The 23018-nt window shown below is 54.7% G+C and carries 28 protein-coding genes and 1 pseudogene (1 of these 29 running past the window's edge); 14 read left to right on the forward strand and 15 right to left on the reverse strand.

All coding sequences use genetic code 11. From position 1 onward, the window contains the following. The 3 genes in view from RGB73_RS21325 to RGB73_RS21335 are tightly spaced (at most 33 nt apart) and all read right to left on the reverse strand, a layout consistent with a single transcriptional unit that may run on beyond the window. Positions 1–288, reverse strand: partial view of a fumarylacetoacetate hydrolase family protein gene (locus RGB73_RS21325; protein WP_310764711.1) — the start only. Its footprint begins 489 nt before the window's first position; the window shows 288 of its 777 coding nt (coding positions 1–288); its start codon is at positions 286–288; the stop codon falls past the left edge of the window. A gap of 33 nt (positions 289–321) precedes the next feature. After that, on the reverse strand, positions 322–1521 hold the full coding sequence (gene thiI, locus RGB73_RS21330) for a tRNA uracil 4-sulfurtransferase ThiI (RefSeq protein WP_310764712.1): 1200 nt from the start codon (positions 1519–1521) through the stop codon (positions 322–324). Positions 1522–1541: 20 nt separating this feature from the next. Continuing rightward, positions 1542–2693, reverse strand: a complete 1152-nt coding sequence (locus tag RGB73_RS21335) for a cysteine desulfurase family protein (RefSeq protein ID WP_310764713.1) — start codon at positions 2691–2693, stop codon at positions 1542–1544. A 289-nt stretch (positions 2694–2982) separates the two neighbouring features. Between RGB73_RS21335 and RGB73_RS21340 the strand changes: the two genes are divergently transcribed. Further along, positions 2983–3129, forward strand: a complete 147-nt coding sequence (locus tag RGB73_RS21340; protein WP_310764714.1) for a hypothetical protein — start codon at positions 2983–2985, stop codon at positions 3127–3129. A gap of 133 nt (positions 3130–3262) precedes the next feature. Here RGB73_RS21340 and dapF read toward each other — a convergent pair whose 3' ends face one another. Next, complete coding sequence (gene dapF / locus RGB73_RS21345) at positions 3263–4123, reverse strand: diaminopimelate epimerase (protein WP_310764716.1); 861 nt, start codon at positions 4121–4123, stop codon at positions 3263–3265. A 125-nt stretch (positions 4124–4248) separates the two neighbouring features. On the opposite strand from dapF, the gene RGB73_RS21350 reads away from it, so the two are divergent. Next, positions 4249–4779, forward strand: a complete 531-nt coding sequence (locus RGB73_RS21350; protein ID WP_310764717.1) for an inosine/xanthosine triphosphatase — start codon at positions 4249–4251, stop codon at positions 4777–4779. A gap of 60 nt (positions 4780–4839) precedes the next feature. Here the strand turns inward: RGB73_RS21350 and RGB73_RS21355 are convergent, their stop codons facing one another. After that, positions 4840–5421, reverse strand: coding sequence for a DUF456 domain-containing protein (locus tag RGB73_RS21355; protein ID WP_310764718.1), 582 nt, complete (start codon positions 5419–5421; stop codon positions 4840–4842). Between the two features lie 94 nt (positions 5422–5515). On the opposite strand from RGB73_RS21355, the gene RGB73_RS21360 reads away from it, so the two are divergent. Further along, positions 5516–6106: a 5' nucleotidase, NT5C type gene (locus RGB73_RS21360; protein WP_310764719.1), complete on the forward strand. Its 591-nt coding sequence runs from the start codon at positions 5516–5518 to the stop codon at positions 6104–6106. Positions 6107–6158: 52 nt separating this feature from the next. Here RGB73_RS21360 and RGB73_RS21365 read toward each other — a convergent pair whose 3' ends face one another. Then, positions 6159–6383 carry a DUF1540 domain-containing protein gene (locus RGB73_RS21365; RefSeq protein WP_310764720.1) on the reverse strand — a complete coding sequence of 75 codons (225 nt, stop codon included), beginning with the start codon at positions 6381–6383 and terminating at the stop codon, positions 6159–6161. A 110-nt stretch (positions 6384–6493) separates the two neighbouring features. On the opposite strand from RGB73_RS21365, the gene RGB73_RS21370 reads away from it, so the two are divergent. Beyond that, positions 6494–7273 carry an SDR family NAD(P)-dependent oxidoreductase gene (locus RGB73_RS21370; protein ID WP_310764721.1) on the forward strand — a complete coding sequence of 260 codons (780 nt, stop codon included), beginning with the start codon at positions 6494–6496 and terminating at the stop codon, positions 7271–7273. Here the strand turns inward: RGB73_RS21370 and RGB73_RS21375 are convergent. Continuing rightward, complete coding sequence (locus RGB73_RS21375; protein WP_310764722.1) at positions 7208–8509, reverse strand: MFS transporter; 1302 nt, start codon at positions 8507–8509, stop codon at positions 7208–7210. The two genes, RGB73_RS21370 and RGB73_RS21375, sit on opposite strands and share 66 nt — an antisense overlap. 157 nt (positions 8510–8666) lie before the next feature. Further along, positions 8667–9878 carry an MFS transporter gene (locus RGB73_RS21380; protein WP_310764723.1) on the reverse strand — a complete coding sequence of 404 codons (1212 nt, stop codon included), beginning with the start codon at positions 9876–9878 and terminating at the stop codon, positions 8667–8669. Positions 9879–10043: 165 nt separating this feature from the next. Here RGB73_RS21380 and RGB73_RS21385 point away from each other — a divergent pair, with 165 nt between their 5' ends. Beyond that, on the forward strand, positions 10044–10778 hold the full coding sequence (locus tag RGB73_RS21385) for an ArsR/SmtB family transcription factor (protein ID WP_310764724.1): 735 nt from the start codon (positions 10044–10046) through the stop codon (positions 10776–10778). Beyond that, entirely contained in the window at positions 10756–12060 is a 1305-nt protein-coding gene (locus RGB73_RS21390; RefSeq protein ID WP_310764725.1) for an MFS transporter, read from the forward strand. The genes RGB73_RS21385 and RGB73_RS21390 overlap by 23 nt, the downstream gene beginning before the upstream one ends. 215 nt (positions 12061–12275) lie before the next feature. Here the strand turns inward: RGB73_RS21390 and codY are convergent, their stop codons facing one another. Next, the gene (gene codY / locus RGB73_RS21395) at positions 12276–13052 is read right to left on the reverse strand and encodes a GTP-sensing pleiotropic transcriptional regulator CodY (RefSeq protein ID WP_310764726.1); all 777 of its coding nucleotides are present in this window, start codon (positions 13050–13052) and stop codon (positions 12276–12278) included. Positions 13053–13266: 214 nt separating this feature from the next. On the opposite strand from codY, the gene RGB73_RS30645 reads away from it, so the two are divergent. Continuing rightward, positions 13267–13353: a YjcZ family sporulation protein gene (locus tag RGB73_RS30645; RefSeq protein ID WP_396136226.1), complete on the forward strand. Its 87-nt coding sequence runs from the start codon at positions 13267–13269 to the stop codon at positions 13351–13353. 53 nt (positions 13354–13406) lie between these two features. On the opposite strand, the gene RGB73_RS21400 is transcribed toward RGB73_RS30645, so the two are convergent. The 4 genes from RGB73_RS21400 to RGB73_RS21415 all read right to left on the reverse strand — a co-directional run bounded on the left by RGB73_RS21400 (position 13407) and on the right by RGB73_RS21415 (position 15441). Then, positions 13407–14186 (reverse strand): sporulation protein, encoded by a 780-nt coding sequence (locus tag RGB73_RS21400; RefSeq protein WP_310764727.1) that lies wholly within the window; start codon positions 14184–14186, stop codon positions 13407–13409. A gap of 59 nt (positions 14187–14245) precedes the next feature. Beyond that, on the reverse strand, positions 14246–14779 hold the full coding sequence (locus RGB73_RS21405; protein WP_310764728.1) for a sporulation membrane protein YtrI: 534 nt from the start codon (positions 14777–14779) through the stop codon (positions 14246–14248). Continuing rightward, entirely contained in the window at positions 14776–15087 is a 312-nt protein-coding gene (locus RGB73_RS21410) for a YtrH family sporulation protein (protein WP_310764729.1), read from the reverse strand. Before RGB73_RS21410 ends, RGB73_RS21405 begins: the two co-directional genes overlap by 4 nt. A 129-nt stretch (positions 15088–15216) precedes the next feature. Next, positions 15217–15441, reverse strand: coding sequence for a hypothetical protein (locus RGB73_RS21415; RefSeq protein WP_310764730.1), 225 nt, complete (start codon positions 15439–15441; stop codon positions 15217–15219). Positions 15442–15746: 305 nt separating this feature from the next. Between RGB73_RS21415 and RGB73_RS21420 the strand changes: the two genes are divergently transcribed. The 5 genes and pseudogenes from RGB73_RS21420 to RGB73_RS21440 all read left to right on the forward strand — a co-directional run bounded on the left by RGB73_RS21420 (position 15747) and on the right by RGB73_RS21440 (position 18877). Further along, complete coding sequence (locus tag RGB73_RS21420; protein WP_310764731.1) at positions 15747–17000, forward strand: MFS transporter; 1254 nt, start codon at positions 15747–15749, stop codon at positions 16998–17000. Beyond that, positions 16997–17146: a hypothetical protein gene (locus RGB73_RS21425; RefSeq protein ID WP_310764732.1), complete on the forward strand. Its 150-nt coding sequence runs from the start codon at positions 16997–16999 to the stop codon at positions 17144–17146. The genes RGB73_RS21420 and RGB73_RS21425 overlap by 4 nt, the downstream gene beginning before the upstream one ends. Before the next feature lie 58 nt (positions 17147–17204). Next, complete coding sequence (locus RGB73_RS21430; protein WP_310764734.1) at positions 17205–17339, forward strand: hypothetical protein; 135 nt, start codon at positions 17205–17207, stop codon at positions 17337–17339. Between the two features lie 292 nt (positions 17340–17631). Next, a pseudogene (locus RGB73_RS30650) lies at positions 17632–17964 on the forward strand (cache domain-containing protein); the annotation flags it as partial. Between the two features lie 28 nt (positions 17965–17992). Further along, entirely contained in the window at positions 17993–18877 is an 885-nt protein-coding gene (locus RGB73_RS21440) for an HD-GYP domain-containing protein (protein WP_310764736.1), read from the forward strand. Between the two features lie 77 nt (positions 18878–18954). Here RGB73_RS21440 and RGB73_RS21445 read toward each other — a convergent pair whose 3' ends face one another. Then, on the reverse strand, positions 18955–19464 hold the full coding sequence (locus tag RGB73_RS21445) for a hypothetical protein (protein WP_310764737.1): 510 nt from the start codon (positions 19462–19464) through the stop codon (positions 18955–18957). A 20-nt stretch (positions 19465–19484) separates the two neighbouring features. Continuing rightward, on the reverse strand, positions 19485–20564 hold the full coding sequence (locus RGB73_RS21450) for a M42 family metallopeptidase (RefSeq protein WP_310764738.1): 1080 nt from the start codon (positions 20562–20564) through the stop codon (positions 19485–19487). A gap of 153 nt (positions 20565–20717) precedes the next feature. Here RGB73_RS21450 and RGB73_RS21455 point away from each other — a divergent pair, with 153 nt between their 5' ends. Both RGB73_RS21455 and RGB73_RS21460 read left to right on the forward strand, forming a co-directional pair. Beyond that, entirely contained in the window at positions 20718–21557 is an 840-nt protein-coding gene (locus RGB73_RS21455; RefSeq protein ID WP_310764739.1) for a GNAT family N-acetyltransferase, read from the forward strand. 71 nt (positions 21558–21628) lie between these two features. Further along, positions 21629–22915 (forward strand): BaiN/RdsA family NAD(P)/FAD-dependent oxidoreductase, encoded by a 1287-nt coding sequence (locus RGB73_RS21460; protein WP_310764740.1) that lies wholly within the window; start codon positions 21629–21631, stop codon positions 22913–22915. Positions 22916–23018 lie beyond the last annotated feature (103 nt).

Below are 23018 nucleotides of genomic sequence, written 5' to 3' on the forward strand. Positions count from 1 at the left end.
GGGTCCGACTACGGCTGTGGAGGGCTTGAGAAACATCAACGGCTCCTTGGGCAGATCCATCGCCATTTCCGAAACATGGTCCCGGTAATTCGCACCGATGCAGACGATTTTGCTGGGCGCAGCCGGGGCGACCAATGTGACTTCGTCCATCGACAGCTCCAAACCCGTCATGATGGGCTTCGCTGTTTGGATCTTGTAGATATCTCCTTCGATCACGCGTACTTTGTGATCCTCTTCCACCATCCAGCCGTGCTTGATCTTGCCGTTGCGTTCATAACGAATAATCATGGTACTCCTCCCCCGTCACCACTATTTCTCCTGTCAGAACAAATCCGAGGCAACCTCTCGCGGCTTCGTCGTAATTTCTTCAACCACGGTACGGTTGACGGCATCGTCCACCAAAGCCTCGACATCCAATGCTCCCTCGAATTTCTCCGCCAGATATGGCTTGGGACGCGTCACCGGATTTTTCGGCGTGAAGACCGTGCAGCAGTCTTCATAAGGCAGGATAGAGAGCTCGTACGTATCGATCCTGCGGGAAATCTCCGTAATCTCCGTCTTGTCCATCCCGATCAGGGGACGCAGCATCGGAATCGAGATCACCTTATTGATGGTATCCATGCTTTCCAGCGTTTGCGAGGCAACCTGCCCCAGGCTCTCCCCAGTAGCCAACGCCAATGCCTTGGTATTGGCTGCGACCCGCTCCGAGATACGCATCATGAAGCGGCGCATGATGGTGATCAAGTAATCCTCCGGGCATTTCTCGCGGATCGCCGTCTGGATCTCGGTAAACGGCACCACGTGCAGGCGGACCGTTCCTCCCCATCTTGCGAGCTTTTGCGCCAGGTCGCGCACTTTCTCCAAGGAGCGCTCGCTCGTGTACGGATAGCTGTGGAAGTGGATCGCTTCGAGCGTCACTCCCCGCTTCAGCATCATCCAACCGGCGACAGGACTGTCGATTCCGCCGGAAAGCAGCAGCAGAACCTTCCCGCTGACACCTACCGGCAAACCACCCGGGCCCGGAACGGTTTCGCAGCTGATATACGTGCCTTCCGTGCGGATTTCGATATTCACAATGGCTTCCGGTTCATGCACGTCTACTTTGATTTGAGGAAGCGCGCGCAAAATATGGGTACCGACCATGCGATTGACTTCCATGGAAGGAATCGGGTAGCGCTTGTCTGCCCGACGCGTCACGACGCGGAACGTGCGTGGCTGCGGATTCATTTGCCGGATCAGCTCCAAAGACCGCTGCTTGATCGTCTCAATATCCGGATCCACCTGGATCGTCGGGCTGAAGGAAGAAATCCCGAAGACGCGCTTCAGTCGCTCCATGACCTCATGCGCATCTTCGCCGTGCAGCTCCACATACATCCGGCCGTAGTTGCGGCGGACCTTCACCTTGTAAAAGGAACGAAGAACGCTTTTGACGCTGCGCACCAGCGTTTCTTCGAACGTATCGCGATTCTTGCCCTTGAGGGCCAATTCTCCGTAACGGATCAAAATAACATCGTAGTTCATGTCTGTCTCCTTTATATGGGTTACGCTTTGACTTTCATCTGTGTACGCAGGCTGCTGACGCACTCTCCTAACGCGCTCAAAAAGCTCTTGATGTCTTCCTCCGTATTTTCCCGGCCCAAACTGATGCGCAGCGACGACAGCGCACAGTCGCGGTCGATGCCTGCAGAAACGAGAACGCGGCTCGGTTCATTCGCTTTGGACGAGCAAGCCGACTTGGTGGAAACCAGAAAACCGCGCTCTTCCAAGGCGTGCAGCAGTACCTCCGCTTTTACGCCGGGCACGGAAATATTCATGATATGCGGCGCCGTGCCGCTCGCCGGGGTGTTGATCCGGCAGCCTTCGATCGCGGAAATGCCTTGGCGCAATTGCTGCAACAGCTTCTCCAAACGAGCGGTTTCGCCTGTTCCCAGTTCGCTCAGGATTCGGATCGCCTTTGCCATGCCGGCGATTGCAGGCAGGTTTTCGGTCCCCGACCGGACGCCGCCTTCTTGCCCTCCGCCCATCAGGAGCGGGTGAATGATCAGGCCTTCCCGCTTGTAAAGAATCCCTACACCGCGAGGGCCGTAAAATTTGTGAGCCGACACGCTCAGAAGGTCAATCCCGGAATCCTTGAGACGCAAAGGGATCTTGCCAACAGCTTGCACCGCGTCCACGTGAAACAGCACTTTCGGAAATTGCTTGAGCCATTGACCGATCTCCGCAACGGGCTGGATGGTACCCAATTCGTTGTTCACATACATAACCGAAACGAGAATCGTATCCGGACGCATCGCCTTTTTGACATCTTCCAGCGATACCCGGCCATCCCGGTCCACCGGCAAATACGTCGTCGTAAAGCCCAGGCCTTCCAGCTGCTTGCAGACATCGTAAACAGCCGGATGCTCGACCTGTGTCGTGATGATGTGCTTCCCTCGGTTTTGATATTGAAAGGCAACGCCTTTGATCGCCGTATTGTTGCTCTCGGTTCCGCCGGAAGTGAAAATGACTTCTCCCGGTTTGCAGCCGAGATACGATGCAGCCACCTCACGCGCCTGCTTGAGCACCGTCTCTGCCTCTACTCCCATCTGATGCAGGGAGGAGGGGTTTCCGTAATAGCTTTCCATGGCCCGTTTCATCGTCTCCACCACTTGGGGATGAGGGCGTGTCGTAGCACTATTGTCCAAGTAAATCACCAGTACACACCATCCTTGGGGGCGAGGTGCCCGATATCTACGCTTCATCATAACACGACTGTTCCCCGAACATACAGCGTAAAGCATGTTTCCCGCTTATTTTCCCCCAGATTTGGGGGATGGACAGCCAATTCTCGCCAATTCCGAGCGATCGTTCACACACTATTCACAGATGAAGCGCTTACATCCAGGAATAGGCTCTTTACACCGCGAACCCTTTTCGTTAGAATTGTCAGTAAATTAAGAAAACCTTTTTACAAAAAGAAAAATCAACGAGGAGAGAGCAACCATGACGACACAAGCCATGCAAGAAAAAATCACCAAGATGGAGGCAGAACTGAAGCGCCTCCAAGCCGAGCTCGCAAAAATGAGCAAGAGCACCCCTCCGATCAACCGGTCTGATGTCGCATACCTAAATGAGGTGTACAACGGGTGACCATTCCCTTCCTTTGTGATCAACAGCGTGGTGACGGCATGAAACGTATTGCCCGAAACCACGCTACTTTTGTGTTTGCGATCCAATAAAAACCGCTTCGGTCAAGGTGACGGAAGCGGTTTTTGTTTGCCTTCTATTTATAGGGGATCGGGCCGTGATAAACGCCCGTGAACACTTCTTGCGCAGGTCCAGTCATGAACACCCGGTTATCCTCTTCCCGCCACTCAATGAACAGGTCGCCTCCCGCCAAGTGAACGGTCACCGTTCGATCCGTCTTGCCGCTCAAAATGGCGGCGACAGCAGCCGCACAAGCTCCCGTGCCACAGGCCAGCGTGACCCCGGAGCCCCTTTCCCACACGCGGAAAAGAATCTCCTGCCGGTCGATGATTTGAATGAACTCGACGTTCGTCCGCTCAGGGAACCACTCGTGAAACTCGATTTTCGGACCGTACTTGAGCACGTCTTCGTCGCGGACTTCGTCCATAAACAGGATGGCGTGCGGATTGCCCATCGACACCGCCGTCATGGTAAACGCTTCACCGTCGACCTCGATCGTCTCTTCCAACGCTTTCTCTTCGGGAATGCCGGTCATGGGGATGGCTGCCCGCTCAAATCGAGGTTCTCCCATGTCGATCGTGACCTGCTCCACCTTTTCATCCTCGCCAAGAGAGACGATCGGAGTGACAATTCCCCCCAGCGTTTCTACCGTAAACGTCCGTTCCTTCGTCAAACCGTGGTCATACACGTACTTGCTGACACAGCGCAGCCCGTTCCCGCAATTCTTCGCTTCACTGCCGTCGTTGTTGAATACGCGCATGCGAAAATCCGCGCGTTCCGATGGCAAAATCAAGATCAACCCGTCTCCGCCGATGCCGAAATGGCGGTCGCTTACCCGCCGCGCCAGCTCGGGGAGATCTACCCCTGACAGATCTTCCGCGAAGCAGTTGACATACACGTAATCGTTTCCCAGTCCATGCAATTTGGTAAATTTCATGGTTCTCTCCTCTTTTTCTCGAAAATTTCTGTCTCTAGTATTAGCCCTATCTTAACACAACACACCCGTCCGTAGGGAAGTGGTATACTACCACTAGTTTATCGCGAGAGCAGGAGGAATGTCCCATGGATTTTTCTGTTTGCCGCTATGCACTGGGCACAACCAATGAAGCGAAAAAATCTGCTGTCCGCATGGCGACCGGGGTGGAGCCCGTCTGCATAAAGGTGCCTTCCGGCGTATCTGCCCAGCCCATGTCGGAAGTGGAGACGATCGAGGGCGCGATCAACCGGGCGAAAGCTGCATATTCCGGGGTGCCGGACGCCCGGATCGGACTGGGTCTGGAGGGGGGCTTGACGTACGACGAACGCGTCACGCAGCAATGGTACCTTATTTCGGTATGCGCCGCCTGGAACGGCTCCAAGCTTTCAGTGGGTAAAGGCGTTGCCTTCCCCATCCCGAATCAGGCAGTGGAGCGAATCCGAAAGGAAGGCATTGAACTGAGTGCAGTCATCGACGAATGGAGCGGCGCGACCGGAACCAACCACGGCGGCGGCGCTTACGGCCTATTGACGGAAGGGCGGATTCACAGAGCCGATGTGTTTCGCGATGCGGTTACCGCTGCGATCACGCCCTATTTTTCGCGATTTTATTCGTGAACAGACCATGCAAAACACCTCCCCAGACATTTCTGGGGAGGTGTTTTTGGAATGGCACTTTTACCGGGCCGTGTAGAAGGGGTAGATCACAAGCGCACCCAAAATGGCGATCGCCCCTACAATCATCGCCCAGGCACCCAGCGAACGGGAATTGCGTCGATACGCCAGATAACCAAGAACCATCCCGATGGGTGCGATCAAGTACGGCATCAAGAACAGGGACAGGATCGAAAGCCCCAGCCCCGTCATGCCGATACCGCTCGCCCCATTTTCCCGGCCATCCTCGTCCCGATTTTCACGAACCGTGCGGTGTGCCCGAACGGGTTCCGCGATCTCGGCAGCAGTCTCCGCGTCGTTATCCCGTACACCCGCGACTCTGTAATGCTCTTCGCGTGTGCGGTCTACGCCGTCCAGACGGTCCGAAAAATCGTTTTCTACCCGAGCCGACTCCCCTGTGTAACGCTCCGTGTGCGTATACGGGTCGTACTGAATTCTGCGCATTCGGGCCTGTTTCTCGTCTTCGTCAAACGCAGCCTCGGTCCACGCATCAGCAGCAAACTCCGTATCGTGCAGATCGACTGTCTCGGAAAAACCGGTATCTTCCTTCCGCTTCGCATTCATACGTTCGTTTCGGTCCGACATAGCATGCTCAGCCCCTTTTGGCAAAGGATTTGTTGGTGAAGGAAGTAGCCTTATTCTCTGCCTTGGGTGTACAATTTAAACTGGAGGCGAGAGGATGAGACCTGACAAAGTCCTAACCATTGGCATTGACATCGACGGAACTGTAACGTCACCCAGCAGTATTGTCCCTATGATGAACGAAAGCTTTGGAAAAGATTTGCGATATGAAGACTGCTACGAATACAACCTGGCGAACGTGTACAACATCACGGACGAGGAATTTGACCAGTGGCTGGAGGATAATGGGGAGCGCCTGTACGACGAGGCCCCCGTACACGGCAGTGCTGATCGCATCCTGCAGTCGTGGCACCCTCACTACAAGCTGGTTTATATCAGCGCACGCGAAGCGCGTCACCGCGATGTCACGATAAACTGGTTTTCAAGGTACAGCATTCCGTATCACGAGGTCGACTTGATCGGCTCGCACGACAAGTTGGCAGCTGCAAAAAGATGGGGCGTCGATCTGTTCCTGGAAGACCGGCTGGAAAACGCCTTGCAGCTGTCACAAGCCCTGCAAATCCCTGTCTTTCTGTTCGACACCCCTTACAACCAGGGCGAATTGCCTTCGCTGATTCACCGCGTCTCGACGTGGGAGGAAGTACATGACTATGTTGAGAGGCTGTCCCTTCGCAAAAGCAGCGTGTAAGAAGCAAAAAGACGTATCGCCGTGAGGGATACGTCTTTTTCGCCAAAAGCAGTTACTTGCCGGATTTCGATTTCGGCTTGAACGTCAGACAACAGGTTTCGGACGATGTGCTCGCTTTGTCTTGATGTTCCGTATCATGGCCGTGCTCATCAGCAAACTCTTCATTGTAGTTTGCGTTCGCATGGGCGTCGATTTCCACCATGATTTCGTCAGCGCTGCACAAGTTTCCTTGTGCCCAGTATACGCAATTGGCTACGCTGCATTTTACTTGTGGCATCCCTTATCACCCCCTAGGGGCTATCCTTCACATCACCGCAGCAGGTTATACTTTTCAGACGCGGGAAAAAACTTACGGCGCCTGTTCTTCTGCCAGAAGGGGAATCGCACATGACAAGCATTCGAATCGTAGTTATCACAGGAGCGACAAGCGGACTCGGCCACGCACTCGTGCGCCTGCATCTGGAAAAAGGAGACGTCGTCGTCGCTACCGGCAGAAAAATGCCGGGACTGCAAGCATTGGCCAAGGAGCATTCGTCTAGCGAGCGACTCCACACGCATTTGTTTGACGTATCGGACAAGCAGGCGGCGACGCAGTTGGCCGATTGGGTCTTTGCGCGCTTTGGGCGCTGCGACCTTTTGTACAACAATGCGGGAACGGCCGTGTTCGCTCCCTTCGCACAGATGAGCGGCAGCGAGGTCGAAGAAATGGTGCAGACGAACATTGTCGGCGTCATGTACACCACCCGCGCCTTTTTGCCGATGATGCAACAGGCGTGCTCCGGACATATCGTCAACATCGCCTCGCTTGCGGGCCAGGTGGCCACAGCCAAAGCAGCTGTGTATGCTGCGAGCAAAGCGGCGGTCATCCGTTTTAGCGAAGGGCTCCGCCATGAGCTGGAGCCCTATGGCATCCGGGTCACCTGCGCGATGCCGGGACCGATCGACACCCCGTTTCTCGACCGCGCAGATCGGACAGGCTCATACCGTACAAAGGTCAGCCGCTATCTGCTGACGCCGGAGCAGACGGCTGGGCGGATTCTCAACGCGGTAGAAAAAGGCAAGGCGGAAGTGGCCATGCCTTTGCGCCTTCACTATCTGTCCCTACTCTACGCCCTCTTTCCCCATAGCGTGAAGCGGCTCGTCGCCCCGCTGCTCAACCGCAAGTGACGGTTTGTCCAGCTGCCGCAGCGCCACAAACGCGGCTCCCGCTGCGAGCAGGCACACGAGAGCTCCTGCTCCAAACAGTCCCTGTACTCCCAGGAAGGGAATCAAAAGACCCGAGACAGCGGCTCCTGCCGGCATTCCCGTCCCCGTGATCGTGCGAATGCTGGTCATGACCCTCCCGAGCAGATCGTTCGGCACCTGCTTTTGCAGATAGCTCCGGTACAAAATGTTGTAAGGCGAATAACTGAACCCGGCAAGCGCCATCGCCACCATCGCGACCTCCAGACGGGAGAACAGGGCAAGCGGCAGCGTCGTAATCCCCCATGCCGCAATAATTCCCGCCAACGTCGCCCCCAGCGGCACTTTCCACGTCACCGTAGAGAAGAACAACGAGCCCAGCAAAGCCCCGATCGCCAGCGAAGACCAGAGCATCCCCAAGGCGACCGATCCCCCGCCCAAATCTTGATTGGCATAGAGCGGAAGCGCCACCTCGATCGGCCCGTACGCCATATTGAACAAAAAGGTAAAAAAGACGAGAGCGAGCATCTGTCTTTTGGTAAACAAATAGCGGTAGCCCGTCCGCATGTCGCGAAGCAGCGAGCGCACATACCCTCCCGCATTCTCCTTCACAGCCGAAGCTGCAGCTGGAACTTGGGAGCTTTTTGCCTGCCTTGGCAATCGCGAAAAGCAAAACGCACAGATGAAGAAGCTGGCGGCGTCGATCAGAAGCACGTAGGCTTCGCCGATCAGTCCGATCAACACCCCTGCCAATGCCGGACCGAACATGTAGACGATCTGCCATTGGCTTTCCATGACCCCGTTGGCTCTGACCAGATGCTTCGGATCAGTCACGAGGCTCGGAAGCATGGTCTGTGCCCCCGCAGTGCTGAGCGGAGATAAAATTCCTGCGATCACAATGAGCACGTAAATGACAGCAAGAGGTACCTGCTCGGCCAGCAGCAAGGCGACGAGCAGGATAAAAATCAGCCCCCGCACAACATTGTCGACCATGATCAGCTTTCTCCGTTCATAGCGATCCAGCAGCACCCCCGCCACCAGACCGGAAAAAACAGCCGGGAGCATGTACGCCAGAATGACTCCGCCCATCGCTGCAGATGATCCTGTCTTCTTCATGACGAACCACGTCAGACCCATCCAGCCAAACTGATCTCCCAGTGCAGACAGAAGCATTCCCAGCCAGTACCAGCGAAAAGAAGGCTGTCGCCACAATTCTTTCATGTTCATCTTCCTTTTCTTACCGGATGTTTCCTCCATTGTACGGATTATTGCATACTTTTTCAACAATTATATTTATTAATAAAAGAAGTTTCTTTTTCATATACAAAGAACCCTCTGCCAACGATCAGTGGCAAAGGGTTTCCTTTGAGACAATTCGTTATTCGCTGGTTGCTTCCACCTTCTCCCGTGCCCGCCAGCTCCACAGCCAAATCAGGCCGGCCAATACGCCAAAGACGGCCAGCCAAGTGGAGACAGCCGCACTGCCGACCTGCTCTGCCCCGTACCCAAGGACGATACAGCTCACCGAAAAACTGCCCATCGTCGCCATCTCCCGAATGGAAAAAACCCGTGCCAGGTAATCGGGATCCGCGAGTCGCTGGAGTTTGGTGACGGACAGAATGGACGAGCTGTACGAAGCGAACGAACAGCACAGGATCGCCGCTGCCAGACCGAGGAGCGGCTCGATGTGAAAGACAGCGTAAATGGAGAGGCCCATAGCAACGAGCCCCCATCCTTGCACGGTCGAAACCCCTCGATCCCCCAACCGGTCGGCCAGCTTGCTCACCGCGATTCCCGCGAAGACGCCGCCCAATCCGAGTGGAATGTCCAGCAGACCAAATACGTACAGACCTTCCCCGCGCTCCTGCAAAATGTAAAACATGAGCATGATGTAGAAAGCGCCGAGAACACGCTCTGCCATTTGGTACAACAGAATTTGACCAATGCCTTTTTTGGTTGCGATGTAGCGAAAGCCCTCCTGCAAGCGAGCCGCAAAGCTTGCAGCCGCTTTCGAATCCCCGACAATCGCGATCTTGGGCAGCTTCAGCAAAAAGGCAAGCGAGACCAGATAGCATGCCGAATCCAGCAAAAAATTGTAACGGTACGAGAACCAATAGACGAGGACCGCAGCCGCCCCCTGACAGACGATGATCAAAAAGGAAGTCGTTCCCTGGAGCAAGGAATTGGCTGCAAGCCGGTCCTTTTCCTCGACAGCGCTGACGATCGTCACTTGCATCGCCGGCTGGAAAAAGGCGCTGCAAATATTCACCAGGATCAAAAGCAAAAAGGCGACCCACAGATATGCGGGAGAGGTAATGAAGAAAAACAGGCTGACGAGCACAGCTCGCAGCAGATTGACCGTGACCATGACCCGCTGTTTGTCCCAGTTTTCCACGAGCGCACCGGAGAAGAAGCTGGTCAGGACGTAAGGAACCATGCGAAAAACCGTTCCGCCCGCGAAGGATAGACCGGAACCGCTCAGATCGTGCAAAAGCCCGACAACCGCGATAAAGGTGAATTCGTTTCCGATAATGTGAATGATGTGAGCCGCATATAAACGGCGAAATACCGGGTGTTTCAGCAGCCCCATAGCCTAGCATCCTCTCACCGTTTTTCCGTATTGTAACACTTGCTTGAAAAGAATGGCAGAATGATCTTGAAATTCAACTCGTTTTATTGATACAATACGTTCAAATAAAACTGAACGTTTAAAAAATAGAGCACGTTCACTTTCATCGAAAAGAGGTTTGTACTATTGAAACGTTATCTGGTCATCGAAACCATCGAGCAGTTAAAGGCCGTCAGCGACGCCCTGCGCATGGAAATCATCACCCTGCTCACCAGGGACGAGTATACGGGAAAGCAACTGGCCACCATGCTAGGTCTCTCCGCCTCCAAAGTCCACTATCACCTCAAGGAGCTGGAAAACCACCACTTTGTCGAGGTCGTTCGCACGGAAGAAAAGAACGGGATCGTACAAAAATTTTACCGGGCGGTTGCCTTCGACTTCAAAGTCAGCGATGCGCTGCTCCCCTCTTTGCGCGAAGACACCATCCTCCTGCAGGAAACCATGCTCAACCATCTGCGTTCCAGCATCACGCGTTTGTACAACGCTCCTGATGAGTCGTTCCTGTATTTTGCCGATGAGGACAAACGCCCTCCGGCAGTCGCTCTCAACTCGGAAGTCAAGGCTCCCCGCCACGAAATTCGGGAATGGATCGGGAAGTACCACGCGCTCTTGAACGAACTAGCCCAAATCGGAGAGCGGTATCAGGAGCGAGTCGCAGCCGGAGAAGCCGAAGATACGGAGGAGTATTTTTACTTGGTGACGGTCGGCTTCATGACCCATGAGCGTTACTACATGGCAGATGACGAGTCTTTGCCGGAGGACTACGAGCACCTCCCGTCTGAATACAAGCACATCACCGGCAAGATGGTTGTGAAAAAAAGAAAGGAGGGTGAAACGGATGCCGGTAAAAACCGGGGATAGCAGCCTCTGGCGCCATTCGGCTTTTGTTCGCCTGTGGTGCGGGACGATCCTGTCCGCTTTGGCCGACAGCGCCTTTTTCCTTCTGCTTTCGTGGTTTATCGTGGATGTGACCGGTTCCGAGGCAGTTCTCGGGACGACGCTGATCTGCATGTCCATTCCTCGTCTGCTGTTCATGCTTTTAGGTGGAGTGGCTGCAGACAGGTGGAGCCGCAAATGGATCATGTTTGGCTCCATTTTTGCCCGCGGACTGATCTTGCTCTTGTTCAGTCTGCTTCTGGCAATCGATGGCGGGGGCTGGCTTCCCTACTCCGCTTATGCCGTCGCTGTTCTTTTCGGCATGGTCGATGCGTTCTTCTGGCCGGCTCGCAGCTCCATCCTGCCTTTTCTCGTACCGCGCGAGCAGCTCGCGAAAGCCAACAGCATGATGGAAATTTCGCAGCAAATCAGCACAGTGGGAGGGCCCCTCGTCTCCGCCTTGCTAATCCGCAGCGCCCACTATCCACTCATGTTTCTCATCCTGGGAGTGTGCTTTCTCGCAGGGACGTGCTTTATCTTCGCTCTTCGCTTGCCGCCTGCCGCGGCTGAGGGAGCGCCTGGACCGGCTTCCACCGAATCCTCCTCTTACTTCAAAGACCTCTTTAGCGGCATTCGCTATACGTTTTCCGTACCGATCCTGAGCATCATTTTCGTCACTTCGCTGTTCACGAACATGACGTTTTCCGGCCCGATCAACATGGGGCTTCCGTTGCTCGTGAAAAGCCTGGGCTGGAACGGCAGCGCCTACAGCTCGCTGTCCATCACTCTCGGAATCGGGATGATCGCGGGCGGTATCCTGACAGGCCTGTGCAACGGCTTTCGCGGGAAATTCATGCTGCTGCCGCTCATTCTCGCAGTTATGGGCCTTTCCATCAGCTCCCTGTTTTTCATGCAGCATCTCGCTCTGGGGTATGCCGCGATGCTGATCATCGGACTTGCGCTCAGCATGACAAACATCCCCTACATCACATACATTCAAAGCATCGTGCCCGCACACATACTGGGGCGGGTCATGTCGCTGCTCTCCCTGATGTCGATCGGACTTGGTCCGGTGAGCTACGCCATCTGCTCTTTCGTTCTGGAACACAAGGTGGCGACTCCCGCCGTCATCATGCTGGCGGGCGGCCTGGGCTTGGCTGTGATCGCCATGGGCCTGTTGATGTTCCGCGAAGTGCGCCAAATGGAGCGGCATCCGGCTTGGAGCCGCTCCAACCACTCCGAGCAATCGCATCCTCTCAGTTCCTAACAAGGCGTCGACAATGGCGCAAAAGGGTTTGCAGATGTACGGCATGATCCGGTGAACAGCGACGGCTGGACGGCGAATGCAGCGTCATTCCTCCATCCGCCTGGTCTACCGCATTTTGCAAGCAAGGGGTGCCCGTTCGGATATCCATTCATTCCCATTGAAAAAAGCGCCCCTCTTCCGATTGGAAAAGGGGCGCCGCCCGTTCGTCTGCAGTATTAGGATGTTTTCCATTTCGCCAGTTCAGACGGGAATTTGTCGTTCAACACCTTGATGTAGGTCCCTTTCATCCCCAGAGAACGGGATTCCAGTACGCCGGCGCTCGCCAGCTTGCGCAGAGCGTTGACGATAACGGAGCGCGTGAGGCCGGCCTGATCGGCCAATTGGCTGGCTACCAGCAAGCCTTCTTTGGCGTCGAGCTGCTCCATGATCTTTTCGATCGCGATTTGCTCGCTGTACGAGAGAGACGAAAGCGCGATTTTCGCAAACGTTTTGTCACGAACTTCATTCTCGATCTGCTCTGTCCGCTGACGCACGATTTTCATACCGATGACAGTCGCCCCGATTTCACCCAGAATCAAATCCTCCGTCTCGAACTGGCCGTACGCCCGCAGCAAAACCAACGTCCCGAGACGGCTTCCGCCCGCATTGATCGGCACGATCGTCGTCATCATTTGCGGGAACAGGGAGCGCATTTCTGCCGGAACCATGCTGTACGGGCTGCTGATCGGCTCATTAGCGAGAGTCTGATTGACTTCCAGCAGTTTTTGGTGGATGCCTTCCTGTACGTGGGTCGAAGGTCTTCCCTCTTCATTCAGTGCAATTTCCTGGTTCAGTCCGCTTCCGAGGATGGAACCGTCAGCCGTAATGATGTACACATTCGCCGCAATTACTTCCGACAAGAGTCGGGCAAGGTCTTGATAGCCGACTCCGCTTCCACCCATGGTCTTTTGCAGCATCACATTGATCTTTCTCGTTTTTTCCAGCAAATTCATCAATAATTTCCTCCTTGGATTCTTCTTGATCACAGTGTTGTCAGAAAAATCCAGGGCTATACATGCAAATCAAAAAATTAGAAAGACACTTCATGGACACCCTTGTTGCTGTAGAAACCGCGGGGAAATAGGTGTGAGCCCGGACACGCATACGTCTATCCACTCGTATCATGAATGGAATGCACAAAGCCAAAGATGCGGGAGGGATTGGTTGATGAGTCTTTTTCAAGGGGGGAACGGGATCGCATTGATCCTCGTCTTGTTTATTCTTCTGACAATTGTGGGTGACTTTGAAAATTGACAGCGAGAGGAAAAGAGCTGCCCGTAAATGTTCGGGCAGCTCTTTTGCGAAATTCAGGCGCGGATCTGCTTGCGAATCAGTTGTTCGATTGCAGTCGCGATGTCGCCGGTGGGGCGATGGAGCTCTGCAGCATGCAGGCGGAATCGGACGTAGCGTTCGTCCAGATTGAACGCTTCCTCGAAGGCGCCTAAAAATCCCCGTGCGCGTTTGTCCAGCTCCAGCAGCACCTCCACGCTATCCTCTCTCAGGTAAAAGATTACCTCCAGCTCTTCCAGACGGCTGCGGAGCACGCCTGTCGGGCGAAACTCGAATTCTTGCACAAATGGATACGTCCTGCCCAGATGGCGGTTGTATTCACAATCCACCTTGTACAATTGAAAACCGATCAGTTGGACAGCATCCAGCACCTTTGCCATCAGCGGATGCGGACGTACTTCGATGAAGTCGGAATCCCCCGGGTCCATGGCATTTTTAATGTCGAGTCCAGTCCGCAAATAAACAGGCTGGCGCCCCATCGTCAGCGGCGTATCGTACGGAAGCTGGAAGGAAAACGGCAGCACTTTGTGTTCCTTGGGCGAAAGCACCACCGGTTCCGTTAGACGATGCTTGATCAGGGTGCACTCTTCCTTGGCTTTTCCGTTATTCGTTTCCCGCTCGTAGTGGGTGATGACATACATATAAATCTCGTCGATTTCCTGGGCCACGTCCCCCCCTGTAAGGTGGACTTCGCCTCTCAGCATCTCTCCGGGGACGAGGGACTCTTGCTCCAGACGGGTGTCCACTTGCGCAGAACCGATCCCTACGCTGGCCAACAGTTTTTTAAACATCGACATTCACGTTCTCTCCTTTTACTGGTGCCCCTGCTGATCCTGCATCCGGGCAGCACGGATGATTATGTAGGAGTATACGGATTCAGGAAGAGAAAGTTTCGGGCGACCTTTTTGAGCACGTCATCCTTTTTGACTTCGGCTGTAACAAACACATGCAGCGTCCGGCTGATGACGACCGTCTTGACCCTGACCTCCACCATCGTCCGGTCAGGCAGGACGTATTCGCGGCGCCGCAGCATTTCGTGCAAGACCTGGTGCACCTCAGCTACTTGCTCGACCTTTTTCCCTTTCAACGAAGCCAAATCCGCTTCCACCAGCTCGACCACCTGCACCTGGATCGTCGGGTGAAGATTGGAATCCAAAACGGTCACGCGAACCGTATCAATCCCGACCTCCTGTTTTCTCCGCGATTCTTTTTGCTTGTTTTTGAGCTCCTGATTTTCCTCAAACAGCTTTTTGTTTTGGAACTCGAGGCTTTTCTTCACGAGCATCATTTCTTCCATCTCCTTGCCGTACAAAAAAAGCACCGTGGCGCCCCCTAGCAAAATTCCGATCATCCAGATGGCGATGTAGCGCTTCCAATGCTTTCGGCTCATGACCTCACCTGCACAAGCCACTGCATGCAAATCGTTCCGATGTGTGCGCCCAAAAAGGCGACGACAATCATCACAAGCTGCTTGACGACAGGGGAGAAATTGCCCATCAATATTTTCTCGATTTGCAGGAACGAATCAAATGTCCCTCCGAGAGCGCCGACGATCCCAAAAATTTTCAGCTGATCCGCCAGCTGGGCCATGGAGAAAAGGGGCGGCTTTTCGGTCAGAAACGCACCCAGTCCGCCTGAGATCGCACCTCCGACGACGATGCCGTAGGCTACGAAAAACGTCAAAATGACTTGAGCCATGCCGTATCCATCCTTCCGACACCAGAGCTTATGTTTATCCCTACGCGGCTCGTCTCCTTTTTATGATGGATGCTCCAGGGTAGCATGGGACAAAAAAACGACGGCATGCTTTGATCGCATGCCGCCCCTCTACCTCTTCCTTCTTCCTGCTCTGCGCAGTCTTTTCTCGATTCGCGCCGAATTCATCACCATGAGATCCATAAACAAGTTCACCATATTGGGATTGCGCAGCAGCTGCTTGAATTCGTCCGGATTCTCTTTGAACCAACGCTCATTGGCGTCAATCCAGGACCGGAACCCGGCATTGGACTTGTAGTGCTGGTGTAGCCGTCGAATCGGTCTATATGAGCTCACATTAATCAATCCCTTCGTCAAAGAATATCGAGAGGAGGAAGATGATGATCACGATCCAGATCACCACTTCGAAGCCATCCTGGTTAAAAAAACCTTTCATGTCTGTCCCCCCTTTAACCAGTCGCGATCCTTGCAACCAGGCCGCCCATGGATCCCTTCTCTGATAGGAATATGTCGTGTGGAAGCCGTCGGATTGGACCATGGCCTGCCTCGCTCCCATTTTCCGCTCCCGCCCAATTGCCGTGCATAGAGACGTTGTTGTTCCACTCATACTAATGGGAAAGAAAGCTCGAGAGGAGACGATCATGGAAGCAGTGACCGATTCCCTGTGGCGCAACAAGCCTTACTTGTTGCTTTTGCTGATTGTCTTTTTCATGCACGCAGCCTCTTATTTGGTCATCCCTGTCTTTCCTGTATACCTCGAAAAAATCCGCTCCCTCTCCCTCGCGCAGGTCGGACTTGTCTTGGGGGCGGGCAATATTACGTACCAAGTCGGCAGTCTGCTCGGCGGCCCTCTGTCCGACCGCTTCGGACGGCGTGGCCTTATCATGCTCGGCGCCCTGCTTCAAGGCTCTGCTATGCTCGGGTATCACTACATGTTTTCGTTTTGGCTGTTTCTGCTGTTTTCCGCGGTCAACGGAATGGGGCTCGGTCTTCTCGCTCCCACCATCAAAGCCATGATCGCAGACGAAGTGCCCGCACAAATGCGCACCTCCGCTTTTTCGTGGCGCGGGATCCTTGCACATTCCGGGATTATCGTCGCGGGAGTCGTCATCGCGTGGATGACTTCACTGGGCAGGCAGCCCTTTTTGCTTGCTGCGCTTGTTTTTGGCCTTCTGGCGGCACTGACCCGGCTCAGCTTGCCCGACGATCGATGTATCGGCCCACAGTGCAAGCGAACGCCGCTTTCGGAGTACAAGCACATCCTGACCCATCGGAGCTTTCTGTTGTTTTCTCTGATCACCCTCTTGATTTGGGCGCTTTACGCGCAGTTCGCCCTGGTCATGCCGCTGAGAGGTGAGCATGTCCTGCATTCCGCCACGCTGATCGGGCTGATCTGGACGATCAATTCCACCAGTGTCGTCCTGCTTCAAGGCATCGTCTCCCGATTCGTGCTCCAAAGAGTCAACCCGTATCTGTGCCTCGCCTTCGGGACCACACTATTGGGAACGGGACTTACGCTGATGGGCTGGGCGGGCCAGTTCGCTACGCTGAGCGGAGCCGCCATCCTGTTCATTCTCGGTGAAATGCTGTTCATGCCGGTCCAGGACAGCCTCGTTACCCACTTCGCCAAAGAAGAGTGGCTGGGCGCGTATTTCGGCTTTTCCAACTTTGTCTCCGGAATCGGCACCGCGATCGGCACGAGTCTCGGCGGGGTCATGGTGGAGAGGCTGGGAGGTGTGGGCAGCCGCTACCCTTGGCTCGCATACGGAGTGATTACCTTGTTTGTCGCGGCTGTCCTCGGCCTGTTCGCCATCTATGCCATGGCCAGGCATAAGCAACCGGAAGGAGCAAAGAAGCATCCGACCGGCTCAAGGAGAAAGGAGGAGGCCACATGAAGCGAAACGTCGCATCAGCACAGCCGGGTTCTACGGGCAACCGAAACTGGCTGCCGCTGTCTTCGCTGTTGATCCATCTGGAGGACAGCGCCCTTGCAAGAAACCGCCAGGGTCACAGGAAGTCAAGCGGCGAGCCTTGGCTGTGAACGAGCCTGGCTGTAAACGAGCCTGACCTATAACCTGCCATACCGAAAGGAGATCACAATGACCAAGCAAAAGCCGCAATCCCCGCACTCCAGCGAAGCCAACGAACGGAATCGACAGCCGGACTCCGTCAAGAACAACGCGCCCGGCTTCGGCGATAAAAAACTGGAAGGACCAAATCGTCCCTCCACCTGAGATGGTTAAGTCGGAGCATTCCCTTGTGCGGATGCTCCTTTTTGTTTGGCTTTCTTCACTTAATTTTCGACAATATTCGGATATTTTCTTGAACGTGATGTTTAGATATCCTATTATGAAAAGACAGAATACCAATAACCGGAAAGGACGTAGAGCCTTGCCACACCATTCGACGACCAGATCTCATCTTTATCCTTATTTCCTCGTGCTTCTACCCATCATCTTTACGGTGGTCGTTGTCATCGGATATTCTCAGGCGAAGCTCCTCTATTTTCAATCTGGTGTCCAGACGATGGACAGGCAGCTGAACACCGTAACGCAAATCCTCACTCTGTTTAACAAGCAGGTCAAGTCCGAAATTCTCACCTTCACGGAAGCGGAAAACCAGATCCGGGACATGATGGTCGGTCCGATGCCGGAAGAACGCGACCGTTCGCAAATCAGGCTGGCGCTCGCCGAAGGGGACGAGCTGTTCGCCTTCAATTCCCAGGGCACCTTGATCGTACATCCGTCTTACGAAGGCCAAAATTTGTACAACATGAAGAATCCTACCGACCGCTATTTCGTCCGGCAAGTTCTGAATGAGGGAAAAAACGTGGTGACGTACCAGAAGACAGACCCATCCACTGGCAAAGCCGAGGAAAAAGTCACCGTTGTCCGCTATTTTCCCCAGTGGGAACTGGTACGTTTGCCTATCCTCCCCGGAAAGCGAGTTTTACGAGCAATTCAGCAAAGTGAAGGGATTTCTTATCGCTCTCGTCGTAGCAAGCTACGTCATCACCGCTATCTTGTTCATTTTGACCTACCGAAAGGAAAAAGCGCTGGTCTCCTCTACCCTGCGCGGAGAGCAGCTCGCAGAAGTCAACAAAAGCATACTCAAATCACTTGCCGTCGCCCTGGAAGAACGCGACGCGTATACCTCTTTGCATTCCCAGCGCGTGGCTTATTACATGCGGGTCATCGGGCAGCAGATGGGCCTGGATGAGCATACACTTGATCTGATGTACACCGGCGGTCTGCTGCACGACATCGGCAAAATCGGGATTGAAGACAGCATTCTGCTCAAGCCGGGGAAGCTGACGGACGACGAATTCCACAGCATCAAGTCCCATCCGGTACGCGGCGAAGCCCTTTTGCGAAAGCTGTATGCGCAAGTGGACAAAAAGGATGCGGCGAGCATCCAGTCGATCCTTGCCATCACCCGGCACCATCACGAGCGCTTCGACGGCAAGGGCTATCCCGATCAGCTGCGGCAGGAAGAAATCCCCATCATCGCTCGCGTGACGGCTGTAGCGGATTCGTTCGATGCCATGACATCGTCCCGGGCTTACAGGAGGGGCTTGTCTTTTTCCAAAGCGTGCGACGAAATCATGCGCAACTCGGGGACACAGTTCTGCCCGAAGGTCGTGGAAGCTTTCTTTCAAAGCGTGACCGAAGAGACGTTTCGTCACGCCCATCAAATTTCCCGGACGAACGAGCTGCTCGAGCCGCTTGTAACCGAGCCAAAACCCCAGCTCTTCCGTCCGTTGAGCGGGTAGCGCAGATGCCTGCCAGGAAGCAGCAAAAAAAGCCATGTGCTCATGAAACAAGGAGCAGCATGGCTTTTTTGCAATTCTCAGGAGATCGGCACCAGTCGATACGGAAGCGAATACGATTCGAGTCCAGCCAAAAACTTGTCACGTGACGGTTCATCCGGCGCGATCAGCTGCAAATAACGGGTGAAATAAAAGACGATCCGATCCTCATCCCCTTCTTTCAGCCGATAATGCGCAAGTGTGGCGATATCCTTGAGTTGATAGAAGTAATCGTAGCGCTCCCGGGTCAGCTCTGCCCTGAAGGTACGGCTGACAACCACGTCGTGGCTGCGATTTTCCCTCGTGTTTTCCTTGGTCGCCCCGAGAAACCGCAGCAGCTCTCCCGCGCGCGCCGCCCCCATTTTCTCGGCGAGCATCCCGTCGTTGTATTCAATCTCTACATCACTGAGACGTTCACGGACAGACTCCAGCATCGCCATCAACACTTTGCGCACCGCCAAATTTTCCGTGGCAAACTGGTTGTCGAACACATTGAACTCAAACGATGTAGCTGCACCTTGGCGACGAGTGTACAAGATGATCGCATTCATAAGTCTGCCTCTCCTTCGGGTTAGCGCGGCAGGATCGACTCCCATGTCTTCCGATCCAGCTTGCGGATGATGGAGAACAAGAGACGTTTTGCCGCTTCGTAATCAGCCGTGTCGATGATGGACGCATGGCTGTGAATGTAACGGGACGGAATCCCGATCACGGCCGACGGAACCCCTTTGCCGTGGTATTGAACCACTCCGGCATCCGTATAGCCTTTCGCCACGTAAATTTGGTACGGGATCTTCTCTTCCTCGCAGGTCGCGATCAACAGCTCCCGCAATCCCACCGGCATGACTTGCATCGGGTCGAAAATGCGCATCAGCAGACCGCCGCCGAGCCTTCCGCCTTCTTCCCGTACACCCGGTATGTCACCGGCCGGGCTGGCATCAAGGGCCAGGAACAGGTCGGGATCGATCAGCTCTGCCGCCGTTTTTGCTCCGCGTCCCCCAGACAGCTCTTCCTGTACGGTCGCTCCCACATAGACTACATTCGGATGCTCAGGCTGCTCGTGCAGCTCCTTCGCCAACTCGACGGCCAAGCTGCAGCCGTAGCGGTTGTCCCAGGCTTTTGCCATGATGCGCCGCGGGTTGGCCATCACCTGGAACGGACAGATCGGCACAATCGGTTGACCCGGACGGACGCCCAGCCGCACCGCATCTTCTCGTGTGTCTACGCCGATGTCCACATACATGTTGCGAATATCCATCGGGCGATTACGCTGGTCGTCGCTGAGCACGTGCGGAGGAATGGAGCTGATGACCCCTTCGATCACACCCTGATCCGTCACAATTTGTACACGCTGGGCCAGGAGCACTTGCCCCCACCATCCTCCGAGCGTCTGGAAGGAAATAAACCCTTTGTCCGAGATGCGCGTGACCATGAAGCCCACTTCGTCCATATGGCCAGCCACCATGATTTTGGGACCGCGCTCGTCCCCTCGCATCACGCCGAAAATGCTTCCCAGATTGTCGTAAACCACTTCGTTTGTATACTGGCTTATGTATTCCCGCATGATATCCCGTACCGGGCCTTCAAATCCCGGTGCGCCGGGCGCTTCGGTCAGACGTTTCCACAGTTCAAGTTGAAACTCGTTTCCCATCTCGTCGTGCCTCCTCTATGATCCACCCATGATCAGTCTTTCGTACTCTATTATCGGCCAGTGCGGATAGGGATGCAACCAATCCGTTTGCAGGAATGGGCATCCGTTTCCCGAATGCTAATAAGGATAGAACCGTGTTGGGAGGAAATGCACATGCCGATTACATTTCGCAAACTGACTGAGCCTGCTGACCTGCAGCTGGTGGAAGCCTTGGAGCGGGCCGTCTGGAACACAGACGAGGTCGTTCCGTACCATATGACGATCACGGTCGCCAAGTTTGGCGGACTTTTTATAGGAGCCTTTGACGACGACGAGATGATCGGCTTTCTATACAGTTTTCCCGGCTTCACGGAGGGAGAACCCCATCTTTGCTCGCACATGCTCGGCTTTTTGCCAGCCTACCGCAAACAGGGGTTGGGCGTGCAGTTGAAGTGGCTGCAGAGGGACGAAGCCCTGGCGATGGGCCACACGAAAATCACATGGACGTACGATCCGCTGGAAACCGTAAACGGGATACTCAATATCGTCAAGCTCGGCGGCATTGTTCGCACTTACCTGCCAGACTGCTACGGTGTGCTCGACGATGAGTTCAATCGCGGCTTGCCGACCGATCGCTTCCTCGTAGAGTGGTTCCTGGACAGCGGCCGCGTCCAGCGCCACAAGGAAGGCTCTGTCCCACCGCCCGCTCTGGCGGCAAATGCACCCGAAATTCTCGCCTATGAAACAGTCGATGATGTCCCCCGTCCGCTTGATGTACGGTTTGATCTGGATGAGTCTCTCCTGCTTTTGCCGGTACCAGCCCACTTCCAGGAAGTCAAGCGTACCGACATGAAAATCGCAGCCGACTGGAGAGCGAAGACCAGTCAGCTGTTCCAGCATTACTTCGCGAGAGGATACACCGTCACGCACATTTTGCGGGATCTGGAAATCGTTCGGTACGTCCTCGAGAAGCGCTCTTTTTCCTCGATCCTACAAGAAGCCGATCGCGGGTAACGGCAAGCGAGAGCCGCTTGTGGTACAATATGGGCTGACCTACCCTACACGAAAAAGGACGAGTTACGTACATGAATAGAGACCTACGAGATTACGATGTCATCGTCATCGGCGGCGGACCATCCGGATTGATGGCCGCTGCGGCAGCTTCCGGACAGGGCGCCCGCGTCTGCCTGGTGGAAAAGGGCGGAAAGCTGGGGCGCAAGCTCATCATTTCAGGCGGCGGACGCTGCAATGTGACCAACGCCAAGGAAGAGGATGAGCTGATCAAGCAAATGCCCGGGAATGGACGCTTTATGTACAGCGCTTTCGCCCAGTTTAACAACCGCGACATTGTGCGTTTCTTCGAAGAGCTCGGCGTAGCGCTGAAAGAAGAGGATCGCGGCCGGATGTTTCCGGTGACAGACAAAGCCGTCACAGTAGCGCAGGCCTTGATTGACAAGATCAAACGGCAGGGCGTGACGATCCGGCTGAACAGCCCGGTTAAAAAAGTGCTGTACGAAAATGGACGCACCGTTGGCATCGAACTGCTCAACGGCGAGCAGCTGAGTGCGTGCAGCGTCGTGATTGCGGTTGGCGGCTGCTCTGTCCCGCAAACCGGATCTACCGGGGATGGCTACGCGTGGGCTCGGGAAGCCGGGCATACCATCACCGACCTGTACCCTACGGAGGTCCCGCTGCTTGCCAGCGATTCGTTCATCCGCGACAAGTCGCTGCAAGGCCTTTCCCTGCGCGATGTAGAAATGACGCTGTACGCGCCCAACGGGAAGAAAGTGAATACGCAGGAAGGCGACATGATCTTTACCCATCAAGGGATTTCCGGCCCCGCTTCTCTGCGCATGGGCCATTATGTATCCATCACCATGCGCAAATACGGTGCCGGACCATTGAAGCTTACCCTGGACTTGATGCCGGCCAAGTCAGCTGAAGTCGTATCCGCAGAGAGTTGGGAGCTGTTGGAGGAGCAGCCGAAAAAGGCCGTGAAAAACGTCCTCAGAGGCTACCTGCCCGAGCGGATGATTCCTATTCTGCTCTCGCTCGCTTCGATCCCGGAGGAAACGACGCTCAGCCACATGCGCAAGCAGGAGTGGACGGACCTGGCCAAGCTGATCAAGGCCTTCCCTCTGACCATCACCGGTACCCTGTCCCTCCAGGAAGCCTTCATCACCGGCGGCGGGGTAAGTGTAAAGGAAATCGACCCGCGCACTATGCAGTCCAAATGCGTCGATGGCCTTTATTTTGCCGGAGAAGTGATGGATGTCCACGCCCACACAGGCGGATACAACATCACGATCGCCTTTTCCTCCGGCCACGTCGCAGGAACGCACAGTGCCATACAAGCGTTGGAAAAAGTTTGAGATAAAGAGGTTTAAGAAAGAACAAAGCGGGGAACGAATAAAGTAGGTACTCTTTTTGGAAAAGAGTGATCAGCACCTTACTCCCCCCTAGTTGTAAGATGCT

Origin of the sequence: Brevibacillus brevis (genome assembly GCF_031583145.1) — a bacterium.
Lineage (GTDB): Bacteria > Bacillota > Bacilli > Brevibacillales > Brevibacillaceae > Brevibacillus > Brevibacillus brevis_E.